Genomic DNA, 25,106 nt, shown 5'->3' with positions numbered 1-25,106 from the left:
TTCGATTTTTTATCTCGATAAGATAACAAAACAAATCTAGGCAGTCAAAAGTATTTTGGCGGATTCATTCTGTTTTCATGATTTTAAAGGTCGCTTCCGCTTCATCTGTTGAGTCTAATGGATTTCTCATTAAAGAAGCTCATTCGAATTAGGAATAGTCATTTACATCGAATGCTGCTCATGGTTTAAGGTAAGAACCGTATCAGTGATCCGAATATAGGGGTTCCTAATCTTGGGGAATTTATGAATAATGAAACATATGGCATTTGAATAATAAATGATTGCAATTGATGACAAAATGGATATCATGAATGTATGAAAATCACACATATTAACCCAGAAAACCTTTCTAAAAATCCGGCGTTTACCCAAGTAGTGACGGTCGAAGGTTCAGGAAAAACAGTTTATGTAGGCGGTCAAAATGCAGTAAATGCAACTGGTGAAATTGTTGATGATGACTTAGGTACCCAGACGGAGCAGGCTCTTCGAAACGTAAGTACAGCAGTAGCAGCTGCAAATGCAACTCCAAAAGATGTAGTGAAACTTACTATTTATATCGTGCAAGGCCAACCGATCCAAGCTGGCTTTCAAGCAGCAAGGAGAGTAGAAGGATGGGATCGTCCGACTGCCATAACGGTTTTAGTCGTACACAGCTTAGCAAAACCCAAATTTCTAGTTGAAATTGAAGCTATTGCAACAGTAAAAGGATGGAAATCTCTGGAAAATCAAATCTCTTTCTCTTTTACACAACAAAAAGACTAGATCAGACATAATAATAAATGGACATCACAAGAAGAAACGGGAGTGCTCAAGTTGAAGAAAAAGCTATTGCTGTTGGCTACAGGTGGGACAATTGCCTCGCTTCAAGGCGATAATGGATTGGTTCCTGGAATGACTCCAGATGAATTGATTCACTTTGTGGATAAAGTTCCTCCCCTGTACCAACTTGACACGAAACGATTGATGAATATTGACAGCACTAATATGCAACCGGAATCATGGGTTACCATCGCAGAAGCCATCCGCGATCATTATGCTGACTACGATGGATTTGTGGTCACTCATGGAACAGACACGATGGCCTATACTTCTTCTGCTCTGTCTTATATGTTACAGCAGGGGAGTAAACCGATTGTACTGACAGGTTCACAAGTCCCGATGAATTTCGAACCTACTGATGCCAAACGCAATTTACAGGACGCCATTCGGTTTGCGTGTGAAGATGTAAATGGTGTATTTGTCGTGTTTAATGGTCGAGTGATTCAAGGGACAAGAGCAGTAAAAATAAAGACCAAGAGTTATGATGCATTTGAAAGCATCAATCACCCTTACATTGGTTATGTAGATGGAGAAGAGATCACATATCCTTTAGGGAAACCAACAAACGACCAGCATGTACTTCTATGTGATACTTCCGTCTGTACAGATGTGATAGTTGTCAAATTGTATCCAGGTATCAAGCCAGAGTTGTTTGATTATCTTAAGCAAGTGTATAGAGGGGTTATTATCGAGAGTTTTGGCAGTGGGGGTATTCCGATTGTCGGTCGCAATCTATTGCCAAAAATCGAAGAACTGATCGACAGTGGAATAGCAGTGGTGATTACTACACAGTGTTTGGAAGAAGGAGAAGACTTACATCGATACGAAGTAGGCAGAAAAGTAGTGGAAAAGAGTATTATTCATACAAGGAATATGAATACAGAGGCGATTGTTGCAAAATTGATGTGGACATTAGGGAAAAGCAATGAACCAAATGAAGTGAAGAAACTCATGGAGACTCCTATCGCCCATGACCGATTGGCAACGTAATTTTTTGGAAAGTGTCATTTCCCTTTTTCTGAAGTAAAATAGGAGAAGGGGCTTTCAACTTGAGGAATAGAGATGGGAATTGAGATAAACATAATCGATGATCCCGAATCAAGTGGACAAGACATCGCTATCGACTATACCAATGATCAGGGACAACTTGTAGATATTGAGATAGTCACTGTCGACTTGGATGAGTGAACTGTCTTATATGTCCTATGGAAGCACCATGACCGACAAACAGCTTACTAATTTGTCGGTCACTCCTTTTATATTGCAATCACCATCTATCGACGACCTTCTAGCCTTTCATCTTCTTCATTTTCATAATACGCTGATAAGAGGGCTGATCTTTGCGAAATACTAACATCCCCGGTTTGATGTTAATTTCATAGATCCACAATTGTCCTTTTTCATCGACACCAATATCTAATCCGAGCTCCGCCCACTTAGGAAACTCTTGGCCAAATGTTTCTGTTGCTTCTACTGATAGGGTGGTTAATTGTTCGATATATGCTTCTCTTTCCTCAACGCTTAATCCCAAATGATCTTTTAATAAAGTACGGATGGGGACTGGTGTCCCTCCGCTATAAGCATTGGTTGCAACCCCTCGCTTACTTGCCACACGACCGATTATTGCTCCCATCTCCCATTCTCCATGAATCCGCAGTAAGTGTGTACGGATATCAAATAGCCGTCCGTTTTTGGTGTAACTAGCGATGCCTTGTTGAATGAGATAAGGCCGATTCATTTTCTCACGTTGGATACATCTCATGAGTGATTCGATCGTATTTTTATGAAATGTTTTATTGCGGTCACGTGGTTTGACAAGATAACCATTGGCTTTTCTCTCTATGCGAATCACGCCTTTTCCTTGGCATGAATTATTTGGTTTAACATAAATCGTAGTATATTTGTTTAGCATGGTTTGTAGACTGGATTTGGTAAGAGAGTGATATTCCGGGATATGGGATGAAACATAAAAGTTGCTGGACAATATTTTGGCATTCCCGACTTTACTAATCTCTTTTTGCATATTTTCACCAGCCTGTCAGGATCAAGTTTCTATCAGTTTATGTGGTGAAAGATAGAATGGGAAGGGCACACGATACTGTAAGGAAATCTAGTAGAAGATAGAAACAAATGCAGGAAACATGGCGAGACCGGATTCCCAATGGGAACCCGGTCCGTGATCACCTGACAATAACTCGTTCTTTCAGGCGGTCTCGTGCAGGGAGAAATTTTCCATCCCTGAAAAACTGAAAAGGATCGGTGAAAAATGGAATGAAGTTGTTGTGGTTTCCTTTGTAGGTAATTGTGAAAAATGACTTGCCTTGATCAAGTTGGAATGCTTGCTCTTGTACTACATCGATTTCAAAAGAGATTTGCTCCGAGTGACCTTCATCTGGGATAAAGTCCAAAGTTACTAGGCCGCTCGCACAAATAACACTCCTTCCTGTCCACTGGACTAGCTCAGGGTGAAAAGTGCTGATGGTGATGATTATGGGTCCATAGATACCAGCAAAGGTATGGATCTCACCATCGACCTCAGTAGAAACCGTTTCCAATATTCCAAAAGGCTTCATCCTTCTCCCAATCGTTTCGTTTACTCTTTTAGTATATAGAATATTGGTTAAAAAAACAAAATACTTGCATTAATTTTTTTGCTTTAAGACAACAGGAAATGCTGTGGAAATGAATAGAATATAGACCTTTTCCCCATTCCAGATTAAACTATAAAGTACGGGGAAAAATCAACAAAAAGGGGACTGCTATTTTGCAAACCAACTGGATCACCATCATTGTAGTGTTTTTGCTTGTTAGCCCTCTGTTGATAGGTTTAATCAGAGGTTTACCACGTGAATTAGATAAATTGACATACAGCCTTCATTCTCTATGTTCCTCTGTTTTATGGCTTTTCTCTTATGGCATCACGTTTTGGTTACTGCGTGGCTTTGTCAAAGTTAATAACTTGCCAGATATAAGCCGATTACAATGGATACAACAACAATTACAAGCTAGTATTTTTGCATGGGCGGCAGCAGTTCCTATCCTTGCATTACTTATCTATTGGCTCCTTAAATTAATCGCATGGCCAATCATTTCGCTGTTGACTGGAAGCGTTCATCATGTGAGCAGATGGACAGAGCGACTGCCTCAGGGATTAAGTAGAGTGTTTGGAGTGATCATAAATGTTCCAAAAGCAATTTTGCAAACATTGATCTTTCTAATCGCAGTTCACATTGGATTAGCCTATCTGCCTTCTTCTGACCTCTCGAAGATGGCGGAAAATAGTGGTGTCTATCATTGGACCGATCAGAAAGTAATCACACCAGTGCTGGCCAGCACATGGAGTAAAGAACTCCCTGTCCTTGGTCAGCAAACAAAAGATTGGTTTCATCAGATCAGTCAAGAAGCAGCAAAATATGGGCCTAAAGACAGCAAAAGCTTTTGGACATGGCAAACGAGATTTGACTCCAATGCCCAAATTGATAGAACCGCAAAATCAATAGTCAGAGGGGCGAAAAGTGATCGAGAAAAAGCATATCGACTGTATAAATGGATTGGGGAAAATATTAGGTACGATGATAATAAAGCGTTAGCCATTCAATCAGGAAATTTCCGCTCGCTCACATATGGTGCGATTCCAACTTTCCAGACGAGAATGGGTATTTGTTCGGATTACTCTGCATTAATGGTAGCGATGGGGAAAGCAGTAGGGCTTGAAGTAAAACAAGAGCTGGGTCAAGCTGTATTACCTGATGGAAGCGGAGGAGCTCACGCTTGGAATGTGGTGTATTTGAAAGATGAAAACAAACAGATTCCTTGTGATCCTACATGGGAGAAATCAGGAAATTACTTTGATAACCGTGATTTCTATGTTTCCCATCACCCAGATAAAAAAGCTTTATAAAAGGCAGGAGCCTATATTCCTGCCTTTTTTCTTTGGAGTAACCAGCTCCAATGTTGTTTTTCTAATTTGCATTATTCAACGTAAAAGCGCAGATGTGCACCTCAGACAAGGGCACAAATCTCGCTATGTCGCTGTGCTCCTAGTCTCGCTTTGGGTGGATGGAGCGTCCTTTGTGTTTTTTTAACAACAGACGCGGATAACACTCATATCAAGCGATTTTATCCAGTATTCAATCTTATTTAGGCAACAACCTCTAGAGAAATATATACCTCAACGAGATTAGTTTTTACCATAAATTTCTGTATAATTAAATTTATATGTATATCTATATGCAGCGAATATAGATTCTTATTTTTATTTTTTTATTATGTGGAGGATGTTTTTTATGGACTCAGTTCAGACAAAAGTGAATCAAGTATTTCAATATCTGTGTGAACTAAAAAGATTAAATTACCGCATTCAACGTAAAATTACAGATTTTGAAAAATACTGGTGGCAAGCGGATTTAGCACGTCTTTCAGATATTTGGATTCACGATGATAGATTAGAAAACGACCAGTGGGTCATTGCGCATAGACCAGTCTTATCCCCTGTTCCAAAAATACCTGAGCAATTGCAAGAATGGGTGATCAATTGGGGAAATCCTAAGCAAAAGCCAGAAGTGATAATACAGATACCTAAAGAAAGCGGAACGGGAGAAGACTCTATTTATGAACGATTTATCGATGATAAAGCGAGAAAGGAAGTGTTTGATCATTGGTTAATAAATGAATGGATACCTTGGGCAAAGGAAAAACAGCAGGCAAAAAAGTTTTATGATGAAATGTTTACAATGTTTCAGCTGCTGCAAGATGAAGGGGATAACTGGGAGATTGTATGGGGACAAGGTTTGTTAACATGGGAAAAAGACGATGTGAAAATACAAAGACATCTCCTCACAACGCCGTTAGAATTACGCTTTGATGCTGAACGAGGTTTGTTTACTTTATGTTCCACTACAAAGGGATCACGTGTGGAAACAGATATGTTACTGCATTTAGATATTCCGAATGTGAGAATGATTCAAGAGTTAGACCAAGTGGAAGTGCAACCCAAAAACAAAGAAGAAGTAGCTAGTCTTTTAAAGCAAGTAGCAAATATGTTGAGTTCTGAAGGGAAATTTGTTGAAGAGTGGGTGCCGATCAAGCAAGTCACCCCTCATTTGACGATTTCCTACAGTCCAGCAGTTTTTATACGCAAAACAGCTGGAAGAGTTTGGGATGTGGAATATCAAACTGTAATGGATCAATTGGAACAAAATTACCCTATTCCAGAAACCCTAAAAAAACTTGTCTCCTCTGAGGATGGAAGCAGGATAGAATCCAAAGCTGTTTATTCCCGAGAGTGGAAAAGTTTAGAGGATAACTTACTCTTCCCTTTACCTGCTAATCAGGAACAAACTGAAATCGTTCATAAGTTAGCAAGAAATGCTGGGGTAGTAGTACAAGGACCACCAGGAACAGGAAAAAGCCATACCATTGCTAATTTGATTTGTCATTTACTCGCCCACGGCAAAAGAGTTTTAGTAACAAGTGAAAAGGATCAGGCTTTAGAGGTATTAAAAGAAAAAATTCCAGAAGAAGTAAGGGATCTATGTGTAAGCGTGCTTGGTGGAGATAGTAAATCCATACAAGAGATAGAAAATTCAGTTCGTACAATTGCTGACAATTTGGAGCGGAAAAATATCTCTGTTCTCTGTGAAAATATTCAACTGTCCCAAAAAGAATTAGAGGAAACACGTAGAAAAATGGCACGAAATCAAGAGGAAATCAACAAAGTACTCCAAATAGATAATGAAGAAAAAAGTATTGCAGGAGTAACATTTAAGCCGTTAGAAGCAGCTAAATGGCTAAAGGAACAGGAGCAGTATGATTGGTTTCCTGATTCTATTCTTCCCGGAACGAAGTTTCCTTTATCAAAAGAAGAACTCATCTCGTTCTATCGCATTTTAGCAAGTTTTTCAAAAGCGGATTTGGAAAGCTTGCATCTAAAAAGACCTAATCGAGAACAGTTACCGAGCCTTGATCGATTTCATGAGCAGACGCATCAATTTATTGTATTGAAACAGAAGTTCAATGAAGGAAGTCCTTATATACAAGACTGGAAAATACCTGATAGATTATCCTTTTCTCTTGAGGCGTTAATTCAGCAAAACCATAAAAATGTAAAACTTCTCGATCACATGTCCAAAGATAATTGGAAAATAGCGATTTTAACTGATATGGTTCATCATACAAACCAAAAAGAAGAGTGGATTCGTTTTTTTAAAGATTATAAAGCACAATTAGAACAAATAATTCGTATCGAAAAAGAATTGCTAGAGTATGAAATTCAGCTTCCCCCGCATCCGGAACGTAAGATACTAGAAGATATCGAAATGATTGTGGAAAGGATCAATCAAAATAAATCTACAGGCTGGATGTACAAAAAGATAGTCGGTAAAAAGTATGCTTATCTGTTTGAACAATGTTTTATTGATGGTTTGCCTGCGCAAAGACAAGAGCAGTTTGATTTGGTCAAACAGCGTTTAGTTGGTAATCAGTTGAAACGCAAATTTCAAATAAAATGGAATCGAATTATGGAAGAGGTAGATGGGCCCCTTATCGATATAGGAGATAGAAAATGGATAAGAGAAGTGCTGGAAGCTTTGAAGCAATTTGAAACGATTATTTTGTGGGAGAAAAAGATTATAGGTCCACTTGCTCCTTTTGCCCAATCATTAGGAGCAAAGGATGTAGATTGGATTAATGCCGAGTCATTCGCTGACTTTCAATATGGTTTAACAGTCTTGCAACTCCATTATCAAATCAAAGAAATAGAAGCTTTTTTTCAGCAAACTTCCTTCAAATTAAGCAGAGAAAGCGAAGAACAAAAGACCATTCATCCAATATGGGATTCCCTGCAAACGGCTTGCCAGCAAAAAGATGCTAAGAAGTGGGAGGAGGCGTGTGAAGAAGTCACTCGATTGGAAAAGATTGAACCTGATTTTTTGCACTATCAACAATTAAAAAATAGATTGACAGAAGTCTGTCCCAAATGGTGTGAACAGTTGATTTCGAGATCACTGCGTCCGTCATTACCACCTGATGATATAGATAAAGCGTGGATTTGGAGCCAATTCAATCATTGGTTAAATGAATTAAAGCAGCAAAAGTCTGTAGAAGAACTGGAAGAAGAATTCCAATTAGAGCGACGAAGAGAAGCGAATTTAATTCGTAAATTAGTTGCGGATCAAACATGGAAAGCTCAATTGGAACGGGCAGATGATCAGCAAAAGAGAAGTTTAACTACTTGGATGCAAATGATGAAAAAGCTCGGAAAAGGTACTGGTAAATATGCCTCCAAATACCGAAAAAGTGCGAGTAGAGAACTAAATAACTGTAGGGATGCAATTCCTGTTTGGATCATGCCGATTCAACGCGTCATTGAAAACATAGAACTCACAAATAACTTATTTGACGTTGTGATAGTGGATGAGAGTAGTCAAAGCAATTTATTTTCTTTGAGTGCACTGTTACGTGCTAAAAAAGCAGTTATCGTTGGGGACGATAACCAAATAAGTCCCGAAATAGTCGGTTTAGATCGCTCACAAAACGATGAATTAATCAAACAACATTTAAAAGGAATTCCTGGGGCAGATCAATTAGAGCTTTCGACGAGTCTGTATGACACCGCTAGTCGAATTTTTACCAATAGTAAAGTTGTCTTAAAAGAGCATTTTCGCAGTGTTCCTGAAATTATTCAATTCAGCAATGATCTCATGTATGGTGGAAAAATAGACCCGCTTCGTCTGCCGCTAATCGAAGAGATGTATGATGATCCTGTTTTCACTGTGCATGTGAAAGATGGATATCGGAAGGAAACGGCCAAAGCATGGAACGAACCAGAAGCAAATGCAATAGTGGAATTTATTCTTCATTGTTGCAGCCAAGAGAAATATAGAGGGAAATCAATGGGTGTTATATCTCTTCAAGGTTATGATCAAGCATTGTTAATTGAACAATTACTGCGAGAAAAATTGGGCGAGAGTGAAATGGTACAGCGTAACATCATTTGTGGAGATGCTTATCGATTTCAAGGGGCAGAAAGAGATATTATCTTTTTGTCGATGGTTGCAGCAAACAATATGACGATTGGAGTTCTAACGAAAGAATCTGATCGAAGACGTTTTAATGTTGCAGCAAGCCGAGCTAGAGACCAGCTGGTTTTGTTTCATTCTGTACAGCTGGATGATTTAAATGTGAATTGCATGCGATATCAGCTTCTTAACTACTGTCTGAACCAAAAAAAGCAAAGAACGCAAGAAATCAAAGAAGTAGATCATTTATTTGAATCTACTTTTGAGAAAGATGTGTACCGATTCATCACAGCAAGAGGTTATCAGGTAACGCCTCAGGTTCAAGTAGGGAGTGTAGGAAAGCGAATTGACCTTGTCATCGAAGGTAATGGTAACCGAATAGCAGTAGAATGCGATGGAGATAAGTGGTATGGGCTTGATAGATGGGAAGCGGATCTTGAACGACAGCGCATTTTAGAACGAGTAGGATGGAAGTTTTGGAGAGTCAGAGGAAGGGAATTTTACCGTGATCCTGAGAAAGCGATGAAGGCATTATGGGAAAAATTGGATGAATTGAATATTTATCCAGTAGAGGATCCTGTGAAGGCATGATTGCGAAGGTATGGATAGTGTTGGGGTGACAGGCGGATTTAATTACATTGTAATATGTAGTTTATCTGATAGAATTTAATAAGTATTGAGATCTCTTTATTTGGTTTGCCGTTATTGATTATACGATTATGGAGATGAATAAATATGCCTACCTTTGTTGTCAATGATGCAACCTTATACTACGAAGAAGAAGGACAAGGAAGCCCGCTTATCTTACTTCATGGACTTACCCAAGATATAGAAACACTCATTTATGAAAGAGAATTTCTCAAACCTTACTTTCGTATAATATCTTTAGATGCTCGTGGGCATGGAAAATCATCCAAACCTGCTTCCTATATTCTTAAAGATCTTGTTCAAGATGTTATTGCCCTGATGGATCACTTAGGTATTGAAAAAGCCAGCGTAATGGGGATATCATTAGGAAGTTATATTGCTCAAGGTGTAGCAGTTGAGATGCCTCATCGAGTTAAAAAATTAATACTGGTTGTTCCAAAAGCTCATGGAAAAACTTCCTCTATACAGGAGATGTTTCATCGCTATGGAGAAGAACTGGATGGTATGGATTCTCAACAACAATTGTCTTATTTGTCTAAGTATATGTTTTACGATCCAATAGCTGTTGGAAACGAGTTAAAAGAATGGGAAGAAAAAGGTACCATTCTAAGTCCAGAACAACAGGTAGCTGCCAACAAGGCATTGGAAGGATTTGATTACCGCTCAGATTTACATAAAGTAGAGGCAAAAACATTGGTTATTAGTGGACAACATGATAGATTAAATCCACCTGAACGTGGAAAAGAGGTCGCATCTTTGATACCCAATGCAACATTTGTCTTATTTGAAAAGTCGGGACATGCACCAATTATTGAAGAGAAAGATCGTTTTAAGCAAGTTGTGGCGGATTTTTTGATAAAGTAAGATTTATAATCTAAAATGATGACAACAAATAAGACCCTGATCAGGGTCTTATTTGTTAACCAAGTTGCAAATAATGTTTACTATTCGTTTGTCTTTTCTTCTCTACAAAACGTTTCATCCGCTTCATCGCTTCGTCCAGTCGTTCTAATGATGTAGCGTAAGAACATCGAATGTGCTCCGTTCCGCTTGGGCCGAATACTCCTCCTGGCACTACTGCTACTCCTTCCTCCAGTAAAAGCTGTTCAGCAAATGTTTCTGCATCTAATCCAGTAGATGCGATAGAAGGAAAGACGTAAAAAGCACCTTCTGGTTCCATACAAGTCAGACCCATTTCACTTAAAGAGTGTACGACGAAACGGCGTCTTCGATCATATTGTTGTTTCATATTCAGACACTCTTGCAGACCGTTTTGCAGTGCTTCAAGTGCTGCGATCTGGCTCATTCTCGGTGCACAAAGGGCAGTGTACTGGTGGATTTTTAACATGCCTCTCCACAAGATTTCTGGAGCAGCGATAAAACCGATTCGCCAGCCGGTCATGGCAAATGCTTTGGAAAAGCCATTTATCAAGATCGTATGGTCTTTCATTCCATCAAAAGACGCAATCGAAACGTGATTTTTGTTTTTATACGTCAATTCAGCGTATATTTCATCTGATATCACAATCAGCTCATGTTTTTTTACAAATTCAACGATAGGGGCGTAATCTTCTGCTGTCATGATAGCGCCTGTTGGATTGTTAGGAAAACTGATGATAAGAGCTTTTGTTTTCGAGGTAACGCGTCGTTCTAAATCTTCTACCCGTAATTTGAATCCTTCTCTAGCGTGAGTAGCTACAGGAACCGGGATACCGCCAGCTAATACGACACAAGGCTCGTAAGATACATAAGCAGGTTCTACTACCATTACCTCATCACCTGGGCAGATGAGGGCTCGTAAGGCTAGATCGATAGCTTCACTGCCTCCAAATGTAGTGAGAATTTCTGTTTCAGGATGATAAGATAAGCCAAAGCGTTTCAGTAAATATTCAGAAATCGCAGATAGCAATTCAGGTAGACCTTGGTTAGATGTATAGCTAGTAGGTCCGTGTTCCAATGAATCCGTTACTGTTTTACGAATGTGATAAGGAGTGACAAAGTCAGGTTCTCCCACTCCAAGAGATATAGCGTCAGGGATTTGATTGACAAGATCAAAAAAACGCCGAATTCCAGATGGAGCCATATCTCTTACAATGGGAGATAGTTTAGACTCTAAATCCATGTCAACACAACCTTTTCCAGATTAAGGGGCAATATGTAGTCGATTATCAGGACCATCTGTATCGAGAAGAACATCTGCCTCTTTGTATTTTTTTAGAATAAAATGTGTTCTGGTATTGACTACAAAATCAAGAGGGGCGAGTTTTTCGGTTACAAAAAGTCCAACTGCTTCAAGGGAATCTACTTCCAATGTGATGGAAAGATCGTATGCTCCAGACATCAAATAAACATTCACCACTTCATCATACATCGCAATCCTTTTCGCAATTACATCAAAACCATGAGCCTGCTGAGGGGTTACTTGTACATCGATGAGTGCATGAACTCTTTGCTTCCCGATTTTTTTCCAATCTATCACACATTGATAGGCAATGATAGCTTGTTTTTTTTCCAATAAACCAATAGTCTTACGTACCTTATCCTCAGGTTGATTTACAATATGCGAGATTTGTTCGATGGTGAGTCGAGCATTTTCCGATAACACAGATAGGATTTCTTCTTGCAGTTCCATTTTCTAGCCCCCTTCTTGATAAATGGCAGCCTGCAATAATTTGCTTTATATATAGTAACAAAAAAAGAGCGTTTGGGCTCTTTTTTTTCATGTAATTTCATTCTTAGCATCGTTTAAGTTTCATAAACCTGACTTTTCCATTCTTTACTTCTTGAAGAGGTTTTTAAGGATAAAAAGGGCATTTGCTGGTCGCTCTGCTAACCGTCTAGTAAAATATGGATACCACTGTTTGCCAAAAGGTGTGTAAACTCTCACTTTATATCCTTCTGCTACTAATTTCCGGGCAAGATCAGTGCGAATTCCATACAGCATTTGAAATTCATATAGGTGATCGGCAATTTTTTGCTCCTTGATCCAAGCCAGCAGGGGATAAATCATGTTCTCATCATGAGTGGCAATTGCTGTGTAAGCCCCATTGGTAAGGTGTTGTTTGACCAATTGAATAAATTGTTCATCGACATCTTTTTTTGCTGGAAATGCTACTTCTTTCGGCTCTTTATAGGCACCTTTTACAATTCGTAGATTGACCCCTTGTTTTCCTAAGTGTGCTACATCTTGCTCTGACCGATAGAGGTAAGATTGGATGACGAGTCCTATGGTAGCGTTTCCATATTCGGATAGTAAAGTTTGAAAGATGTCCATCGTTATTTCGATTCGTGGAGTATCTTCCATATCGATCCGTAAAAAATTATGAGTTTCTTTTGCTTTTGCTGCAATTTTTTTCATATTTTCTAAGCAAAAAGCGGAATCTATATCTAGGCCGAGTTGTGTTAACTTGACGGAGATGTTTGTTTTGTAGAGTCCTGCTGCATAAATAGCGGCATAAGTATCGATAGCTACACGGGTAGCTTCCAAAGCCTCTTCTTTTGAAGTGACACTTTCCCCTAAGTGATCTAAGGTTACCCACAAGTTTTGTTCATTTAATTCGCCAGCACGAGTAATCGCATTTTGCAGCGTTTCTCCAGCGACAAACCGACCTGCACCGAGCTTTAAGCCATATTTTCCAGCTATCGAGCGTATCGCTGGATTCGCGGCTAGGGATAAAACCATTTTTCTTGCAAATGACATGACTACACCTACTTCTATTATGAAATAATGAATAAACTTTAATTTACAGTTGTTATTATACAAATTATAGAGAAAATAGACAATAGAGACCCGTAGATGATTGTTTTTAGGTCGTAACTGCGTTACAATTTTATCGAGTTATAAAAAATTAGGAGGAAATACTTATATGATCCCATTTCGTAATGAACCTTTTACCGATTTCTCCGTAAAAGAAAATCGCAGAGCATTTGAAGCTGCTTTGGATAAAGTTAGATCGGAATTAGGAAAAGAATACGATCTGATTATCGGCGGTAAACATATCAAAACTGACCAAAAAGTGAATTCTATCAATCCTTCCAATACAAAAGAAGTAGTGGGAATTGTTTCAGAAGCGGATGAAAAACTAGCGGAACAAGCGATGCAGACCGCTGTTGACGCTTTTTCATGGTGGAAACATGTCGATCCGGCTGCGCGTGCCAGTGTATTGTTTAAAGCTGCTGCGATTCTTCGCCGTAAAAAACATGAGTTTTCTGCTTGGATGGTGGTAGAAGCAGGTAAGAGTTGGCCAGAAGCAGATGGAGATACAGCAGAAGCAATTGATTTTATGGAGTTTTACGGAAGAGAGATGCTTCGTCTCGATGAACGTCAACCCGTAACACCGCTTATCGGCGAACAAAATGAATTGAGATATTTACCAATTGGGGTTGGGGCAGTTATTCCTCCTTGGAACTTCCCGCTTGCGATTACAGTTGGGATGACGACGTCAGCGATTGTTGCTGGTAACACAGTTGTTTTAAAACCTGCTACTCCTACCAATGTAATCGCTTACCAATTTGTCAAAATACTTGAGGAAGCAGGTCTTCCAGGCGGGGTTGTCAACTATGTTCCAGGACCAGGTCCTGTAGTTGGGGAATACTTTGTCAAACATCCGATGACCCGCTTTATTTCCTTTACAGGTTCTCGTGAAGTAGGGCTTCGCATCAATGAACTAGCTGCAAAAACAGTTCCAGGACAAAAGTGGATCAAACGTGTTGTCGCAGAGATGGGCGGGAAAGATTCCATTGTTGTGGATGAAGATGCTGATCTCGATCTAGCAGCAGATGCGATTGTAAAATCTGCATTTGGTTTTGCTGGTCAAAAATGTTCTGCTTGTTCGCGTGCAATCGTGCATAAAAACGTGTATGACGAAGTTTTAGAGAAAGTGACTGAGAAAACCAAAAGCTTGAAACTAGGTGAAGCGGACGATGTTTCCATCGATTTAGGTCCTGTTGTCGATGATAAAGCATATAATAAAATTTTAGAGTATATCGAGATCGGGAAGAAGGAAAGTCGTCTTGTCGCAGGTGGAGAAAAAGGGGACGAAAGTGGTTACTTTATCGAGCCTACTGTCTTTGCAGATGTTGACCCCCAAGCACGTATCTCCCAAGAAGAAATCTTCGGTCCTGTGCTCGCGTTTATCAAGGCAGACAGCTTTGATGAAGCACTTGAAATTGCCAATAATACCGAGTTTGGATTGACTGGCGCTGTCATCTGCCGTGACCGTTTGAAATTGGAAAAAGCTCGCAAAGAGTTCCATGTTGGAAACCTCTACTTTAACCGCAAATGTACAGGAGCATTAGTAGGTGTTCATCCATTTGGTGGATTTAATATGTCTGGTACGGATTCCAAAGCAGGTGGACGGGATTATCTCTTATTATTCTTGCAAGCACAGTCAGTTTCAGAAGCTCTTTAATAATGTGATGTATGAAAGACCACTGGCGCAAAGTGGTCTTTTTGTATTGAACATTTATAGGAATGGTTGTTTTCGGCGGGCAGTGTCGGGTGGAAGTTTTTCTGTTCCATCCCAACACTGCCCTTCTCCCTATGAGGATTACTTCTAGCTCTCTTCCTCATCCTCCTTCAGCATTTCGCCGAGGGTCCGCAGAGCGTCGAGGAAGTGCGGGTCGGTGTCCGGGTCGAGCCCAGAGGGCATCTTCTGCTCATCGTCAGCCATCTGGCGAGCGATGTCGACGTACCGTTTGGTGAGGAAGGCTGTAAGCGGATTGAGATCGCCGAGAGCGACGCCATCCTCCTTACCGCCCTTCATCAGCTCTTCGAGTCCAACCTCGCCCAGCACCAACTGCTTGAGCTGGTCGTAAGCGTCGAGAGTCGCGTTGAGAACGTCCGCCGCCGGGTTCCCAGAGGGAATCGACTCGACGGCGTTCATCTCAGGGCGAGTCAACTCATCGATCGTCTTCTGGAAGGCATTGGCGGCCTCGTTGGACGTGAGGATGCGAGGAGTCATGCGAACCTCCGTATAGGGATGGAAGGGATGTAGCGCATTTAGTATAAATGATAAAAAATCAAATGAGAAGAATCATATATAAAACTTATTCGTTTTTTAATATTTTTTTAAATGATAGCTTTATCTTTACTATGTGCGACTTATCAACTCTGCAAACACACCTATAAAATTTATTTCACAATAGAATGAATCTATTGTGTTTTTAGATGTTTATTGCTATAATGAATTTAAGGAATCCTCCTAATAATATAGGATATCCTGATATAATCTTTGAGAAAGTCTAAGTTCATCAAGAGTGATATTTGACGTAAGGAGGAAAGCTAAATGCGCGATTTTATTCCGCCTCCAGCACACTAATATTCGTCCTATTCCTTCATGATGATTAGACAATTTGATATGAAAAGAAAAGGCCACCAGCAACCACGATGGAAATGGATGTTGGTGGTTTGTTGTGTTCCAGTCTTATTTTAAAGATTGGGTAATCATAAATACTAAAAAAAGCCCTAAAAACGGGCTTTTGATTTTGGAATTGGGGGGATGTGAGGTTCGAATGAACGAATTTCACATCCATCCTACTAAAAGTTAGGCCCCCCCATGAAAACTATCTTGATCTTCTAGCGAAGAAGTAAAGCAGATCGACGACCGGAGGAACATACTCGAACAACAGGGGTTCCCCTGCGCTCAGCCGCTCGATCTCCGTCTCGACCTGGCACGCGAAGGGGTTGTCGTACAGGAAGCAAGCGCCTCCTGCAAAACACTCCAAGACGAGAATCAAGTTGTGTTCCTCTTGATTCTTCGCCTCCTTCGCGAGCTCGGCAATGGCCGACTCAGCTTCTTCGAGAGTCTGGATAGTCATGGTTGCCTTTCCTGTAGCAGGAATACTTGGATTCCATTATACGATAGATAGGAAATTAACGGAATACTTTGACGAAATCAATATCATAATCAATTGGTTGCTTTCCCTGTGGAGCTCGTTTTCCATTGTCAACCGATAGATTGGAGATTAAAAATGCAGTCCAATTAGGTCCTACACCAGTGTTATCGGAATATACAGCTTTTAAGTTGTCTTCAGAGGAGCCGACATACCATGTGTTGTTGTTCTCGCCGATTTTTGTTCCAATGTAAATCCATTTACCTGGTCCGATGAGCGATTCGTCTTCATAAATGGAACCTGCTGGTTTAACATGATTGGTCAATTCTAGTTTGTGGGGATTATCCGAATGCCATTCAAATATATCGATTTCGTTTTTACCATCTTTCCAAGTCCAAAAGCCAGGCCAAGCGCCGACATTTCCAGTTGGAAGCTTGACATGCGTCAAAAGGAAGTCCCCTGCCTGCGCTTGAAATTGGTTGCCGCCAGAGTCACAAGAATCTCCTGTCGTGACAAGTCCTGTATCCCAGTATCCATCTCCTTTAGGAGTTGCTTGGATATGTAAATTTCCATCTATGGTCTTCATGGCATCCGTAGTGAGGTTATCTAACTTATCATGGTTAGGATTTGTCGTGCAAAATTCATAAGAGGCTGTTTTCCAGCCCCATTTCTTATCCACACCTACTTGCAGGTCATTGAAGTCTTCTTGGAAGACGATGGTTTCCTTTGTGGGATTATCTTCTTCCGCATGAGAGTTGATTGGTGAGATGGAAAGGCTTACAAGTAAAGAAAAAGTAATAATGGAACTTCTCCAAAGTATCTTTGACATTTCTCCACTCCTTGTCTTCGAACTTATTTGTATTGTAAAGCATTCCTATGCGAAACATTTTGTCTATTTCGTAAAGAAAAATTCTCCTACTGTAACGAAAATAGACATCTTTTTCAGATGTCTAGATTGCTATTTTCTATATTTTAAGGGGATGGAAACAATTATAGTGGTTCCTTCTCCTACTCTACTTTTCACTTGAATCGTTCCATGGTGGAGTTCGACAATTTTTTTGACGATGGAAAGTCCAAGACCACTCCCTCCCGCATTGCGGTTTCGTGATTTATCCCCTTTATAAAATCGTTCAAAAATATGAAGTTGATCTCCTTCGGAAATGCCTGATCCTGTATCCGTAAATTGAACAACTGTATTTTCATTGATTTGCTGCAAGGAAATGGTGATGGTACCATGTTCACTTGTAAATTTGATGCTGTTATGCAGTAAGTTTGTCCACACTTGGTTGAGCAAATCAGCATCAGCGGATATGGTTATTTCTTCTAAAATAGGTTCTACCGCAATTTTTTTGCCTAACCACTGTGGTTCATTTACTAAGATCACTTGCTGCAATTGCTTGTCCAATCGATAGTCAGTAGCAGCAAATGGATGATGTTCCGATTCCAGCGAAGTAAGTTTCATCAAGTTATCACTCAATTTTGACAGGCGGATACTTTCGGTAATGATAATATCGATATAGTGTGCACGCTGGCTTGGTGACAGCTCATCATTTTGCAAGGCACGGGCAAACCCACGGATGGAGGTGAGTGGTGACTGGATTTCATGGGAGACATTGGAAATGAAAGTTTGTCTCATTTTTTCCATTTCTCCAAGTTCTTCTGCCATATCATTAATACTGCTTGCTAATGCTGCAAAAGGATGTCCCCTATTGAGTTTTCCTAAGTTTAATTTAACTTTAAAGTTTCCCTTACTGATCTGTTTGATGGCATCAACAATGACATGAAAGACATCATCTCGATGAGAGCTAAATATTTTCCCAATTACATACATCGTAGATATCATTAACACAAAACCAATCAAGCCGATGAGCAAGTCTTTTACATATTCGCTCGTTAGAACTTCAAGGGTGGGGAATAAGAGATTTACCAACCAATAAGAGACAGACCAAAAGAATAAAACAAAACTGATTCCTACTAAAGGACCTAGTACACTTTTGAGCCTAGCCATGTTGGGCTACCTCCAAACGGTAGCCCAAACCGCGTACCGTCCGAATAGCAAAGTCGTATTGCCTTTCTGGAAATCTTTCACGAAGGCGTTTTACATGTACATCGATGGTTCGTTCATCTCCTTCAAAATCATAGCCCCAAATGCGTTCGATCAGATGTTCACGAGTTAAAGTTCGGTTTGGATAATTAGCAAACTCAAATAAGAGCTCAAACTCTTTGAGTGGAATAGAGATGGGAGTCTGTTTGTGTAATATTTCATGTCGTGAGCGGTCCAACAGTAATTCTCCTAATTGTACGCGGTTAGAGGATATAATTTGATATCTTCTAAGTAGCGCTTTTACGCGCACTACTAATTCTTCTACTTCAAACGGTTTGGTCAAGTAATCATCGGTACCAACCCGAAATCCTTTTATTTTATCGGTGGTCTCTCCTTTGGCAGTCAACATGAGAATGGGGAAATCATAAAACTTTCTAAGTTCGGCACATAGTTCAAAACCGTCCATCTGTGGCATCATGATATCTAAGATGACCATATCCACTTGGATGGAATCAAGATGTTTCAATGCTTCTTTTCCATTTATCGCTTCATCTACTTCATAGCCTTCTTGTTTAAGAAAGATACTCACTACTTCACGGATGTGATCATCGTCATCTACCACCATAATACGTGCCATATGGGATTCTCCTTTGTACATTTTCTGTTCTCTTTAGTATAGAGGAGATTTGTGAATAGAACATGAATAATTGAATTTCCTAGCTGTTTTGTAATGAGAATATGAGCTTTTGGGAAACCAAACAAAGACCGAACATCTGGATCGATTGTGTGACAATAGTGGACGAGCTGCGGATTGTCGTCTATCATCTTGTATAGAAGAACGAGAGAAAAGGAGAAATTCATGGAAAACATCTTTTTTTCAATACTAAATTGGTTAACAGATCTCGGCTACTTTGGAATCGCATTAGGATTAATGGTAGAAGTCATTCCCAGTGAAATTGTCCTCGCTTATGGAGGATTCTTGGTCGATTCCGGTAAAATTACCTTTATCGGAGCAGTTATTGCAGGAACTATCGGTGGAGTTATCGCTCAACTGTTTCTATATTGGCTCGGTTACTATGGTGGCAGACCTTTCTTGGAAAAATACGGGAAATTTTTATTGATCAAGAAAAGCCATCTCGATTTATCGGAAAAATGGTTTAAAAATTACGGAACAGGAGTAATTTTTGGAGCTCGTTTCCTACCTGTTGTACGGCATGCTATTTCTATTCCCGCAGGGATTGCGAAAATGTCTGTCACACGATTTATCACCCTTACTACGCTTGCGATTATTCCATGGTCAATCTTGTTTTTATATTTAGGAATGAAGTTGGGAAGCAATTGGAAAAATATCGAAGCGGTAGCAGGAAACTACATTCATTATATAGCGATCGGCGCGGTAGTGTTATTTATTCTTTACTTTGGTATTCATTGGTTGATCAAACGCAAGAAAAATAACTCTATTACGTAATGATGTAAGATTTTCCTTTTTGGTTTTTCCTCGTTGGTAGTATAATATAAAATGGTCAATAATGTTTCGGAGGGATAGAGATGGGCATAAACGGTTTTGAATGGATTTTGATTGTAATCGTTGCTCTCCTCCTTTTCGGTCCAAAAAAACTGCCAGAACTTGGAAAAGCAGTAGGGAAGAGCTTTCGCGAGTTTAAAAATGGCATGAATGGCGTTTTGGACGACGAAGAGAAGAAAGTTACGAAAAGCGAAGCGAATAAAAGTAATTAGTGGATAGGAAAGAACATCTCAAGAGCTGGGAGGTGTTCTTTTCTTGTTTGAATTGATATATTATTCCGTTTCTTAGTGTTAAACTAATAGTGTCGCAAGAAACATCGTCACAAGGATGGTGAACAGAGAGCGGCATGGAGGTAAAGTGGCTTTGACCGAAGACTGGACAAAGTCCAGTTACAGCACAGACGTCAGCAAATGCGTGGAGGTCATGACCCCGGACGGATCGAATGTTCGGTTCAAGGACTCCAAGTTGGAGGACTCCCCTGTGGCGTCGGTTTCCGTTCCGGCGTGGGAGGCGTTCCTCACCCTCGTCGGGAGCTGATCTAGCAACCTGACGGACACACAAAAGCCCCTCAGGTGGTTGGAATAAAACCATCTGGGGGGCGCTGGTTTTTATGCTATTTGAAATGTTAGTAACAGAAAACAATTACATAGTTCTACTTGGTTATTATACGGAGTGATAGTTATCTGTATTTTCAGTATTGTATATGCTAAACTAATAATGCCGCAAGAAACATCGTCACAAGGATGGTGAACAGAGAGCGGCATGGAGGTAAAGTGGCTTTGACCGAAAACTGGGCAAAGTCCAGTTACAGTGCACAAGGAAACTGCGTGGAGGTCAAGGCACTGGACACTGCCGTCCAGTTCAAGGACTCCAAGCTGGAGGACTCCCCTGAGGCGTCGGCTTCTGTCCCGGCATGGGAGGCGTTCCTCACCCTCGTCAGGAGCTGATCTAGCAACCTGACGGACACACAAAAGCCCCCCAGATGGTTGGAATAGAACCGTCTGGGGGGCGCTGGTTTTTATGCTATTTAAAATGTTAGTAAAAGAAAACAATTACATAGTTCTACTTGTTTATTATACGGAGTGATAGTTATCTGTATTTTCTGTATTGTATATGCTAAACTAATAATGCCGCAAGAAACACCGTCACAAGGATGGTGAACAGAGAGCGGCATGGAGGTAAGATGGCTTTGACCGAAAAGTGGGCAAAGTCCAGCCGCAGTCTGTCGGATAACAATCCCAACTGCGTGGAGGCCATGACCCCGGACGGAGTGACCGTTCGGGTCAAGGACTCCAAGCTGGAGGACTCCCCTGTGGCGTCGGCTTCCGTCCCGGCATGGGAGGCGTTCGTCGCCTGGGCACCGGAACTGACCCAGTCCATCAAGAGCTGATCTAGCCCCTGAAGGACACACAAAAGCCCCTCAGGAGGTTACCAAACCACCTGGGGGGCGCTGTTCTATTTAAGAGATAATTTTCGCTTTAATATTTTGTTTGGATATGATATTTTGTTTAGCAGTTTTCTTATTAACAAACCAAACTCCAACTAACATGGTCGGTATGGCAATAAATTGAAAAATTGTCAGTGATTCTTGAAGAAAAACCATCGATATCCACAAACCATTTATCGGGACAAAATACATAAAGGCAGATGCTCTGGAAGCTCCGATATGCTTTACTCCCAGCGAATAAAACCAGTTGGCTAAGGCAGTACAGAAGAAGCCTAAATATACTTGCAAGAGCCAAAAATCAAGTCCCAGTTGACCCCATGCTACGTTGAGCATTTTTGGGAGGGAAAGCAGGCCGAGTATGACTGCACCTACTAATGTCGCATAGGCCGTAACGGGCAAAGGTTTTAGTGTTGTTAACACTTTATTTCCTAAAATGGTATAGGTTCCCCAGCACAATGCACAGGCAAGGAAAAATAGATTGCCAAGCAGACGATGGGACGCATTATCTGCATTGTGATTCATTCCGATAAAGTAGATGGCGGCTCCGATTAAACAGATTATAAGTCCTATGACTTGACGTTTTGACAGTTTGTTTTTGAGAAAGAAGATCGCTAAAACCGTGGTCACGACAGGGCTTATCGTTGGCACAATACTGCTGCCATCAGAAGCAAACGAATACTGAACTCCCCAAAAAAAGCACAGATTATAGAGGGCGACACCTGTTATACCCAATAGTACAATGGGAAACCAATATTTTTTCCCTATCAATGTCGCATCTTTCCTGCCCGTTTTTCGACTCAACAAAATAAGAAACATAAACACTGCCCCAAACCCAAACCGCAAAAAAGCCCCTACTTCCGGCGGGACTTGTCCAACTACTAATTTGGCACCTGTAAAGGCACTCCCCCAAAAGACCATGGTAAAGAGTAATAGTATATAAGAAATGGTATTTTTATTTGTTTTTGTATCCATTTTTCTCCCTCTTTTAAAAAGTTTCATATACATATAATTTCTTCTAAACATCTTTATTAGAATGGATTTCATAACTGTTTTTGCAACTTCTCATCACCCAGCTTCTTTTGTATAATAAAAGAAGAATATTATCGGTTTTGAGCATCACTCATCGAAGGATGGAGTCATCAAATGATGGTTCAGATTCGAGGGAATGACATCTCCCTTGACGAAGTACTGACCACCGCCGTGATGAAGCACCTCGGCAGCTCCGAGGTCGGGATTGGTGAGGGCATCGAGGCGATTGAGAAGGCACTGGGAGACCTGGCCATCTGGGGCGTCGAGGGTCATTTCGACAACCTCTACCCCTATGACAACCTCAACGTCAACGGTGAGCAGTTCGACGTCTGTGGTCTGGTCTATCGCGCCCAAGGTCGTTTCGGCGAGGCCGAGGAGCGGGCAGAACAGTACGAGCTGGCCTTTCTGTGACTGACCCTCCTCTGAGCAGATCTGCTCGGAACCAGCTGTTGTTCAGCCGTGATGCAACGCATGGCGGCTGAACAACAATGGATGAAAATAATTGCATCTTTTTTATATAATTCACACAAAATAACAGCAAAAACACGGTCAATGGATCGTGTTTTTGCTTGTAATGTTTACATAAAAAAAAGATTGGTTCGTACAATGAAATATACCAATCTCCTTCTTATTCGATTCCCTAGATTATTTCTGCTGCACAGCGAGGTTTTCGTTATAAGTGATGACCCATTCTACAGCTTCAGAAACAGAAGAAACTTGTTGTTTTGCTTCTTTTTGCACGGAAGGTTTTGCGACGCTCATCACAAAGCTATGAGGGACGACCCGAAACATGGGGATGTCATTTTCGGAGTCTCCGATACAAGCGACTTCTGATAGATCAAAGCCAAGACGATCCGCTAGATGCCGGAGTCCGTTACCTTTGTTTACTCCCAGCGGCATGACATCAAGGCAGTGAGGAGCAGAGATAAAGACATCAATTTGTCCAGGGAAAGTTTTGAGCAGTAATTGTTTTAATTGCTGTAACTCAGGGCCGTCTCCTAGATAGCAAAATTTACTAGGGATGACATCTTTACCGATTCGATTTTCGATACTCGGGTCATACTCTAAGTTAATGGCGACTTGCCTGGATTTTCTTTCGATAAAGTGGTTTTTTTCTGGGATATACATCGTGCGGGCAGTACCGATAAAGCAGTACATACCAGCATCTTTCCCGACTTGGTAGATTTTTTTGGCCAGTTCTGTTTCGAAGTATCCCTCGTAAATCTTCTCTTCTGAGTTCAAATAAATGAATGCGCCATTTTGGCAGACACGATGGAAGTCACCTGGCAGGTTGTGGACAACTTGCTCAATCTCTACTTCATTACGTCCCGAAGCAACAGCGACATGAACACCAGATTGTTGAAGTTTTTCTAATGCGTCCAAATTATGTTGATCAATTTGTTTTTCGGCGTTCAATAAGGTATCGTCAAGATCAGTAGCAAAAAGGCGTATCATAAAAATCTCCCTTCAAAAATGGATGTTAAGTTATTTTAATTTTGAATAATTCTTGATATATTTATTCGCTTTCTTATGCTATTTTAGAATAAGTTAGCATTTCTTGCAAAAAGGAGTATGAATTTGAAGATGGAAATAGTAGGATGGGTACTCCTATTTATCGTCGGGTTGTTGATTTTAGTTAGTGTTTTTTTTCTGTTTATGCAGTGGCGTTTTCGTGCAAAAGTGACAGCGAAAGAACCCAAGCAGTATTTAGACCCTTCCACTTGGAAGGATGACGAAGTAACTGTTGGTTGGGTAGGTCACTCAACAATTTTGATCAATTTGTATGGTTATCGTATTTTGACAGACCCTGTTTTTGGGAAAAGAGTCGGAGTTTCACTCGGATTTTATCAAATCGGTATGGAAAGGCATGTCGCACCCGCCCTCCGTTTGGAAGATATTGGAGTGGTAGATTTGATTTTATTGTCCCACGGTCACATGGATCATTTTGATATCCCAACGCTAAGAAAAATAGCGAATAAAAAAACAAAAGTCATCACGGCAACTGGAACTGCTGGGTTGATAAAACGATTGCCCTTTGCTGAAGTTTTAGAACTCGGTGGAAAAGACTCCTTAACCATAGATGAAGATGTGAAGATTCAAGCTGTACCAGTGAGACACTGGGGAAATCGATTCCCTTGGAACACGGATTATGGCTATACAGGTTATTTGATTGAACGAAACAATACACGTATTTTCTTCCCAGGGGATACAGCTTATACAGCTGATTTTACTTGGCTGCAAGAAAAAGGAGACATCGATCTCGCCTTTATGCCGATCGGGGCGTACTCTCCAGATGCATTTCAACGGAATCACTGTACACCTGAGCAGGCTTGGAAAATGTTTTTGGATACAGGGGCAAAGTGGTTGATTCCGATACATTGGGATACATTTGTGTTATCGCAAGAGCCTGTAGAGGAGCCGATGGAGAGGTTGTTAAAAGCGGCAGGGGATGAAAAAGATCGTATTGTACTGACAGAGCATGGGCAGATGTATACATTAGCGGAGAAAGATGTATTGGCTTCTAGTTAAAGGGCAGAATCGGCACCCGGACACAGTACTGTGTCCGGGTGTTTTTCCACCCTCTGATCTGATCAGAGGGCAGCACTCCAGCACTCGGAGAGCTTCATGTTTGTTTGCGCAACTTTTGGAGTTCTTCGGTGATCTTTGTGCGTGCGATGGTGAGATCACCGTTATTGGGATCATCATACGCCTCAATTGCGGAAACCACCGACACAGGAATCA

Annotated in this window: 26 protein-coding genes; 14 read left to right on the top strand and 12 right to left on the bottom strand. The window is 40.7% G+C overall.

Annotated features, from left to right (window positions below; translation table 11 throughout):
- The first annotated feature begins 315 nt into the window (after positions 1-315).
- From AC5WOF_RS04130 to AC5WOF_RS04120, 3 genes are all read left to right on the top strand, one after another.
- Positions 316-762 (top strand): RidA family protein, encoded by a 447-nt coding sequence (locus tag AC5WOF_RS04130; protein WP_496048668.1) that lies wholly within the window; start codon positions 316-318, stop codon positions 760-762.
- A 51-nt stretch (positions 763-813) separates the two neighbouring features.
- Positions 814-1,809: an asparaginase gene (locus tag AC5WOF_RS04125; RefSeq protein ID WP_496048667.1), complete on the top strand. Its 996-nt coding sequence runs from the start codon at positions 814-816 to the stop codon at positions 1,807-1,809.
- Between the two features lie 72 nt (positions 1,810-1,881).
- Positions 1,882-2,007, top strand: a complete 126-nt coding sequence (locus AC5WOF_RS04120) for a hypothetical protein (protein WP_496048666.1) — start codon at positions 1,882-1,884, stop codon at positions 2,005-2,007.
- A gap of 100 nt (positions 2,008-2,107) precedes the next feature.
- On the opposite strand, the gene AC5WOF_RS04115 is transcribed toward AC5WOF_RS04120, so the two are convergent.
- The gene (locus AC5WOF_RS04115; RefSeq protein ID WP_496048665.1) at positions 2,108-2,842 is read right to left on the bottom strand and encodes a YheC/YheD family protein; all 735 of its coding nucleotides are present in this window, start codon (positions 2,840-2,842) and stop codon (positions 2,108-2,110) included.
- A 157-nt stretch (positions 2,843-2,999) separates the two neighbouring features.
- Positions 3,000-3,392, bottom strand: a complete 393-nt coding sequence (locus AC5WOF_RS04110; protein WP_496048664.1) for a hypothetical protein — start codon at positions 3,390-3,392, stop codon at positions 3,000-3,002.
- Positions 3,393-3,583: 191 nt separating this feature from the next.
- On the opposite strand from AC5WOF_RS04110, the gene AC5WOF_RS04105 reads away from it, so the two are divergent.
- The 3 genes from AC5WOF_RS04105 (at position 3,584) to AC5WOF_RS04095 (ending at position 10,349) form a co-directional block, all read left to right on the top strand.
- The gene (locus AC5WOF_RS04105; protein ID WP_496048663.1) at positions 3,584-4,720 is read left to right on the top strand and encodes a transglutaminase domain-containing protein; all 1,137 of its coding nucleotides are present in this window, start codon (positions 3,584-3,586) and stop codon (positions 4,718-4,720) included.
- Positions 4,721-5,105: 385 nt separating this feature from the next.
- Complete coding sequence (locus tag AC5WOF_RS04100; protein ID WP_496048662.1) at positions 5,106-9,428, top strand: PDDEXK-like endonuclease domain-containing protein; 4,323 nt, start codon at positions 5,106-5,108, stop codon at positions 9,426-9,428.
- A gap of 144 nt (positions 9,429-9,572) precedes the next feature.
- Positions 9,573-10,349: an alpha/beta fold hydrolase gene (locus AC5WOF_RS04095; RefSeq protein WP_496048661.1), complete on the top strand. Its 777-nt coding sequence runs from the start codon at positions 9,573-9,575 to the stop codon at positions 10,347-10,349.
- 55 nt (positions 10,350-10,404) lie between these two features.
- Here AC5WOF_RS04095 and AC5WOF_RS04090 read toward each other — a convergent pair whose 3' ends face one another.
- From AC5WOF_RS04090 to AC5WOF_RS04080, 3 genes are all read right to left on the bottom strand, one after another.
- Positions 10,405-11,607 carry an aminotransferase class I/II-fold pyridoxal phosphate-dependent enzyme gene (locus tag AC5WOF_RS04090; protein ID WP_496048660.1) on the bottom strand — a complete coding sequence of 401 codons (1,203 nt, stop codon included), beginning with the start codon at positions 11,605-11,607 and terminating at the stop codon, positions 10,405-10,407.
- A 21-nt stretch (positions 11,608-11,628) separates the two neighbouring features.
- A complete protein-coding gene (locus AC5WOF_RS04085; protein ID WP_496048659.1) occupies positions 11,629-12,117 on the bottom strand; it encodes an Lrp/AsnC family transcriptional regulator in 489 nt (162 codons plus the stop codon).
- Between the two features lie 144 nt (positions 12,118-12,261).
- A complete protein-coding gene (locus AC5WOF_RS04080) occupies positions 12,262-13,185 on the bottom strand; it encodes a proline dehydrogenase family protein (protein WP_496048658.1) in 924 nt (307 codons plus the stop codon).
- A gap of 166 nt (positions 13,186-13,351) precedes the next feature.
- Here AC5WOF_RS04080 and pruA point away from each other — a divergent pair, with 166 nt between their 5' ends.
- Positions 13,352-14,896 (top strand): L-glutamate gamma-semialdehyde dehydrogenase, encoded by a 1,545-nt coding sequence (pruA, locus tag AC5WOF_RS04075; protein WP_496048657.1) that lies wholly within the window; start codon positions 13,352-13,354, stop codon positions 14,894-14,896.
- Between the two features lie 144 nt (positions 14,897-15,040).
- Here the strand turns inward: pruA and AC5WOF_RS04070 are convergent, their stop codons facing one another.
- The 5 genes from AC5WOF_RS04070 to AC5WOF_RS04050 form a co-directional block, all read right to left on the bottom strand.
- Positions 15,041-15,448: a hypothetical protein gene (locus AC5WOF_RS04070; RefSeq protein WP_496048656.1), complete on the bottom strand. Its 408-nt coding sequence runs from the start codon at positions 15,446-15,448 to the stop codon at positions 15,041-15,043.
- A gap of 601 nt (positions 15,449-16,049) precedes the next feature.
- Complete coding sequence (locus AC5WOF_RS04065; RefSeq protein WP_496048655.1) at positions 16,050-16,304, bottom strand: hypothetical protein; 255 nt, start codon at positions 16,302-16,304, stop codon at positions 16,050-16,052.
- 55 nt (positions 16,305-16,359) lie between these two features.
- A complete protein-coding gene (locus tag AC5WOF_RS04060) occupies positions 16,360-17,148 on the bottom strand; it encodes a LamG domain-containing protein (RefSeq protein WP_496048654.1) in 789 nt (262 codons plus the stop codon).
- Positions 17,149-17,277: 129 nt separating this feature from the next.
- The gene (locus AC5WOF_RS04055) at positions 17,278-18,327 is read right to left on the bottom strand and encodes a sensor histidine kinase (protein WP_496048653.1); all 1,050 of its coding nucleotides are present in this window, start codon (positions 18,325-18,327) and stop codon (positions 17,278-17,280) included.
- Positions 18,320-19,000 carry a response regulator transcription factor gene (locus AC5WOF_RS04050; RefSeq protein ID WP_496048652.1) on the bottom strand — a complete coding sequence of 227 codons (681 nt, stop codon included), beginning with the start codon at positions 18,998-19,000 and terminating at the stop codon, positions 18,320-18,322. The genes AC5WOF_RS04055 and AC5WOF_RS04050 overlap by 8 nt, the downstream gene beginning before the upstream one ends.
- 222 nt (positions 19,001-19,222) lie before the next feature.
- Here AC5WOF_RS04050 and uptA point away from each other — a divergent pair, with 222 nt between their 5' ends.
- From uptA to AC5WOF_RS04025, 5 genes are all read left to right on the top strand, one after another.
- On the top strand, positions 19,223-19,831 hold the full coding sequence (gene uptA / locus AC5WOF_RS04045) for an undecaprenyl phosphate transporter UptA (protein ID WP_496048651.1): 609 nt from the start codon (positions 19,223-19,225) through the stop codon (positions 19,829-19,831).
- A gap of 80 nt (positions 19,832-19,911) precedes the next feature.
- Positions 19,912-20,100: a twin-arginine translocase TatA/TatE family subunit gene (locus tag AC5WOF_RS04040; RefSeq protein ID WP_496048650.1), complete on the top strand. Its 189-nt coding sequence runs from the start codon at positions 19,912-19,914 to the stop codon at positions 20,098-20,100.
- Between the two features lie 115 nt (positions 20,101-20,215).
- Positions 20,216-20,425 (top strand): DUF397 domain-containing protein, encoded by a 210-nt coding sequence (locus AC5WOF_RS04035; RefSeq protein ID WP_496048649.1) that lies wholly within the window; start codon positions 20,216-20,218, stop codon positions 20,423-20,425.
- Between the two features lie 206 nt (positions 20,426-20,631).
- Positions 20,632-20,835: a DUF397 domain-containing protein gene (locus AC5WOF_RS04030; RefSeq protein WP_496048648.1), complete on the top strand. Its 204-nt coding sequence runs from the start codon at positions 20,632-20,634 to the stop codon at positions 20,833-20,835.
- A 236-nt stretch (positions 20,836-21,071) separates the two neighbouring features.
- Complete coding sequence (locus tag AC5WOF_RS04025) at positions 21,072-21,278, top strand: DUF397 domain-containing protein (RefSeq protein ID WP_496048647.1); 207 nt, start codon at positions 21,072-21,074, stop codon at positions 21,276-21,278.
- Between the two features lie 69 nt (positions 21,279-21,347).
- Here the strand turns inward: AC5WOF_RS04025 and AC5WOF_RS04020 are convergent, their stop codons facing one another.
- Positions 21,348-22,307, bottom strand: coding sequence for a DMT family transporter (locus AC5WOF_RS04020; RefSeq protein WP_496048646.1), 960 nt, complete (start codon positions 22,305-22,307; stop codon positions 21,348-21,350).
- A 171-nt stretch (positions 22,308-22,478) separates the two neighbouring features.
- Here AC5WOF_RS04020 and AC5WOF_RS04015 point away from each other — a divergent pair, with 171 nt between their 5' ends.
- Positions 22,479-22,775, top strand: a complete 297-nt coding sequence (locus AC5WOF_RS04015) for a hypothetical protein (RefSeq protein WP_496048645.1) — start codon at positions 22,479-22,481, stop codon at positions 22,773-22,775.
- Between the two features lie 234 nt (positions 22,776-23,009).
- On the opposite strand, the gene AC5WOF_RS04010 is transcribed toward AC5WOF_RS04015, so the two are convergent.
- On the bottom strand, positions 23,010-23,819 hold the full coding sequence (locus AC5WOF_RS04010) for an HAD family hydrolase (protein WP_496048644.1): 810 nt from the start codon (positions 23,817-23,819) through the stop codon (positions 23,010-23,012).
- Between the two features lie 117 nt (positions 23,820-23,936).
- On the opposite strand from AC5WOF_RS04010, the gene AC5WOF_RS04005 reads away from it, so the two are divergent.
- Positions 23,937-24,893: an MBL fold metallo-hydrolase gene (locus tag AC5WOF_RS04005; protein ID WP_496048643.1), complete on the top strand. Its 957-nt coding sequence runs from the start codon at positions 23,937-23,939 to the stop codon at positions 24,891-24,893.
- Positions 24,894-25,106: the final 213 nt, after the last annotated feature.

The organism is Shimazuella sp. NTD250 (assembly GCF_059510375.1).
Note: the sequence above shows the minus strand (reverse complement) of the source record. Positions and strands in the feature narration are given on the sequence as shown.

Excerpts from the sequence above, each read along its gene's own strand:
- AC5WOF_RS04130 (WP_496048668.1), top strand. The coding sequence starts at position 316 with ATGAAAATCACACATATTAACCCAGAAAACCTTTCTAAAAATCCGGCG.
- AC5WOF_RS04120 (WP_496048666.1), top strand. The coding sequence starts at position 1,882 with ATGGGAATTGAGATAAACATAATCGATGATCCCGAATCAAGTGGACAA.
- AC5WOF_RS04115 (WP_496048665.1), bottom strand. The coding sequence starts at position 2,842 with ATGCAAAAAGAGATTAGTAAAGTCGGGAATGCCAAAATATTGTCCAGC.
- AC5WOF_RS04110 (WP_496048664.1), bottom strand. The coding sequence starts at position 3,392 with ATGAAGCCTTTTGGAATATTGGAAACGGTTTCTACTGAGGTCGATGGT.
- AC5WOF_RS04100 (WP_496048662.1), top strand. The coding sequence starts at position 5,106 with ATGGACTCAGTTCAGACAAAAGTGAATCAAGTATTTCAATATCTGTGT.
- AC5WOF_RS04095 (WP_496048661.1), top strand. The coding sequence starts at position 9,573 with ATGCCTACCTTTGTTGTCAATGATGCAACCTTATACTACGAAGAAGAA.
- AC5WOF_RS04090 (WP_496048660.1), bottom strand. The coding sequence starts at position 11,607 with ATGGATTTAGAGTCTAAACTATCTCCCATTGTAAGAGATATGGCTCCA.
- AC5WOF_RS04085 (WP_496048659.1), bottom strand. The coding sequence starts at position 12,117 with ATGGAACTGCAAGAAGAAATCCTATCTGTGTTATCGGAAAATGCTCGA.
- AC5WOF_RS04080 (WP_496048658.1), bottom strand. The coding sequence starts at position 13,185 with ATGTCATTTGCAAGAAAAATGGTTTTATCCCTAGCCGCGAATCCAGCG.
- pruA (WP_496048657.1), top strand. The coding sequence starts at position 13,352 with ATGATCCCATTTCGTAATGAACCTTTTACCGATTTCTCCGTAAAAGAA.
- AC5WOF_RS04070 (WP_496048656.1), bottom strand. The coding sequence starts at position 15,448 with ATGACTCCTCGCATCCTCACGTCCAACGAGGCCGCCAATGCCTTCCAG.
- AC5WOF_RS04065 (WP_496048655.1), bottom strand. The coding sequence starts at position 16,304 with ATGACTATCCAGACTCTCGAAGAAGCTGAGTCGGCCATTGCCGAGCTC.
- AC5WOF_RS04060 (WP_496048654.1), bottom strand. The coding sequence starts at position 17,148 with ATGTCAAAGATACTTTGGAGAAGTTCCATTATTACTTTTTCTTTACTT.
- AC5WOF_RS04055 (WP_496048653.1), bottom strand. The coding sequence starts at position 18,327 with ATGGCTAGGCTCAAAAGTGTACTAGGTCCTTTAGTAGGAATCAGTTTT.
- AC5WOF_RS04050 (WP_496048652.1), bottom strand. The coding sequence starts at position 19,000 with ATGGCACGTATTATGGTGGTAGATGACGATGATCACATCCGTGAAGTA.
- uptA (WP_496048651.1), top strand. The coding sequence starts at position 19,223 with ATGGAAAACATCTTTTTTTCAATACTAAATTGGTTAACAGATCTCGGC.
- AC5WOF_RS04040 (WP_496048650.1), top strand. The coding sequence starts at position 19,912 with ATGGGCATAAACGGTTTTGAATGGATTTTGATTGTAATCGTTGCTCTC.
- AC5WOF_RS04035 (WP_496048649.1), top strand. The coding sequence starts at position 20,216 with ATGGTGAACAGAGAGCGGCATGGAGGTAAAGTGGCTTTGACCGAAGAC.
- AC5WOF_RS04030 (WP_496048648.1), top strand. The coding sequence starts at position 20,632 with ATGGTGAACAGAGAGCGGCATGGAGGTAAAGTGGCTTTGACCGAAAAC.
- AC5WOF_RS04025 (WP_496048647.1), top strand. The coding sequence starts at position 21,072 with ATGGCTTTGACCGAAAAGTGGGCAAAGTCCAGCCGCAGTCTGTCGGAT.
- AC5WOF_RS04020 (WP_496048646.1), bottom strand. The coding sequence starts at position 22,307 with ATGGATACAAAAACAAATAAAAATACCATTTCTTATATACTATTACTC.
- AC5WOF_RS04015 (WP_496048645.1), top strand. The coding sequence starts at position 22,479 with ATGATGGTTCAGATTCGAGGGAATGACATCTCCCTTGACGAAGTACTG.
- AC5WOF_RS04010 (WP_496048644.1), bottom strand. The coding sequence starts at position 23,819 with ATGATACGCCTTTTTGCTACTGATCTTGACGATACCTTATTGAACGCC.
- AC5WOF_RS04005 (WP_496048643.1), top strand. The coding sequence starts at position 23,937 with ATGAATTTGAAGATGGAAATAGTAGGATGGGTACTCCTATTTATCGTC.